General features: G+C 61.2%; 1 protein-coding gene and 1 pseudogene. One reads left to right on the top strand and one right to left on the bottom strand.

The features are described 5' to 3' along the window. Positions 1-594: pseudogene (locus DBR20_RS16145) on the bottom strand (ankyrin repeat domain-containing protein); the annotation flags it as partial. 39 nt (positions 595-633) lie between these two features. Here DBR20_RS16145 and DBR20_RS16140 point away from each other — a divergent pair. After that, positions 634-2,363 (top strand): phospholipase (locus DBR20_RS16140; protein WP_146187032.1); only part of this gene is annotated, 1,730 nt, incomplete at its 3' end.

Genomic DNA, 2,363 nt, shown 5'->3' with positions numbered 1-2,363 from the left:
CGCTCCATTCTCAATCAGAAGTTTCACGTTCTCCCACTGATTGCCTGCGATGAAGGCTTGAAACAGCAACGTTTCGCTTGCCGAATTCCGCGTGTTGGGATCGCCACCGTGCTGAAGCAGCAATTGCAGGTAGCGAGGGTCGTCCATCTTTGCGGCATAGACCATGGCGTTGTTGTAGCCAAGTCTGCGGCCATCCACGGCCTTGTAAGCGCGGGCATTTGGATCTGCCCCGTTTTCAAGAAGTGCGCGGAGGCCGTCCAGACTGCCTGTGCGTAGAGGCCAGGCGACCATGGGAATCCCGTCTTCACGCGAGAATGTCTTGTCCGGATCAACACCCTCTTCACGGATGAGGCGGCGAATGGCCTTTGAATCGCCGCTTTCCGTGGCGATGGCAAGCTGCAGAGCCCTCCCTTCAAAGTAGTTGTCTGCTCCATGACTCGATGATGCCGCGCAGCCGCTGATCAGCAAAAGTGTGAGACAAGCCGCGGAGAGGAAGGCTTTCTGCACACATTTGTGAAAGTGAATGGGCATTATCATCCTGATGATTGGGCTGAAGCGTGACATTAGCAAAAAGTTCTGATAATCGATAAGCATCGCGTGCCCAAGCCCGTGCCCGGCGCAATGGAGTTTGCCATGAATGGAACCGACATCGAGGCGCGTGCGCGCGCCCTCCAGGAGCAAAGTCTTCTCGTTCAACAGCTGCGGGAAAGCGGCAATGACAGAGAGGCTGATCGTCTTCAGGAGACCTATCACGCACGTGAAATGTCTGGTCTCGCAGCTGATGTCTATCAATCAGCCAAGCACGAAGGTGCACCTCCCGTGGGATGGACACGCGGCAGCTCCGATCCGGATGCACTGCGCGCTGCAGGCATCAACATGTCTGACGAAGAGTTGCGCGAGCTTCTGCAACCGCCGCAGTCTGGATTCCGCGCGGAGATATATATTCCCGACAAAGAGCTTTTCGGTACAGACGCAAAGCCGGTGGTGGTCTACAAAGGCTCCACCGGTAAGATCGTCGACCCTCTTGCACCGAATGGATGGCGCGAGTCTGGTGGCGAAGATTTTCTGAACAATGGGCAGCAAGGCATTGGGATGCGAAGCGACTACTACGATCGCGCCATGTCACTTGCCACGCAGCTGAATGATCGCATTGGCAATAGCTTCGAAATCGCCGGCCACTCCCTCGGCGGTGGCATGGCCTCGGCCGCGTCGGCCGTCACCGGTGCACGCGCCACCACCTTCAATGCGGCAGGCCTGCATCCGGAAACGGCGGCACGTTTCGCGAAGGAAAATGGTCTGCCCACCTTCAATCCGCAACAGAGCGTGCACACCTACCAGACCACCGGCGAGGTGCTGAACGACGTGCAGAACGGCATGCAGCGCCTGAGCGAGCAGCAGCGTCGCGGCTATGGCGTGCTTGCCAATGAAATGGGCATGTTGCTGAAAGAGCCCGTCATGCAGAAGCTGGTGGGCGACAAGCTGCGCGAGATGATGCCACCGGGTGCGCAGACGTCCGCAGCGCAGTTCATCGAACAACTGGCGACACAGCCGGGGCAGGAAGCTCTGCGCAATATCCCGGTGGCCGCTGGCCGTGCCGAACTGCTGCTTGAGGCCAAGACACGCGACGCACAGGGCACTATCGTCAATCGTTCGCAGGTAGCGGCGCCAAGCCAGGTTGCAGAGCTGGCTGGGCCGCTGTCCACCGTGCTGCACGCCACCGGCTACGGCATGCGCGGCGGACGTGTGATCGGTGAGCAGGTTGAACGCGCGGGGGCGGTTGGCGCGCATGTACTGGACAGGGCGGGCGATGGCGCAGAGCAGATCCTGAGGACCCAGGGCATGGCCATTGGCCAGGTCGTGAACATGGGATCGACCACGCTCCAGGTGGGTACCCGGGCGACCACCACCGTGATCGCCTCCGGGCGCGAGTTGACCGGAAGCATCGAGGCGACCCTGCATCGGGCGCAATCGCAGGCCAGTTCCCATGGCATGTCCGCACTGTCGTGGGTGGCCGGTAGGATCGGTTTGGATGACGCGTCCGACAGGTTGGCCAAAGAGGCCGAAAGGACACGTACTACGGGCGAGCAGCGCGCGGTGCATGCGTCGCGACAAGCACATGCCGATGCCGAGGGGACGCGTGCCTTTGGCGAGCGGACGGCCACGGCCATCAACCACGACGGCCAGTGGGTGGCCGGCAAGCTGCAGAACGGGTTCGCCACCGCCGGCGCCCATGTGGACCACGGTTACGACCTGGTGGCATCGAAGGTAAAGGGCGTTACCGCCCAAGCGCCAGCCGCCATGGCGACGGTCGGGGGTATCAGTGTGGGAGTGGGTACCGCTGCTGCCACCCATGTACCCACCGG

It is taken from the genome of Stenotrophomonas sp. HMWF023 (assembly GCF_003060985.1).
Lineage (GTDB): Bacteria > Pseudomonadota > Gammaproteobacteria > Xanthomonadales > Xanthomonadaceae > Stenotrophomonas > Stenotrophomonas lactitubi.
Note: the sequence above shows the minus strand (reverse complement) of the source record. Positions and strands in the feature narration are given on the sequence as shown.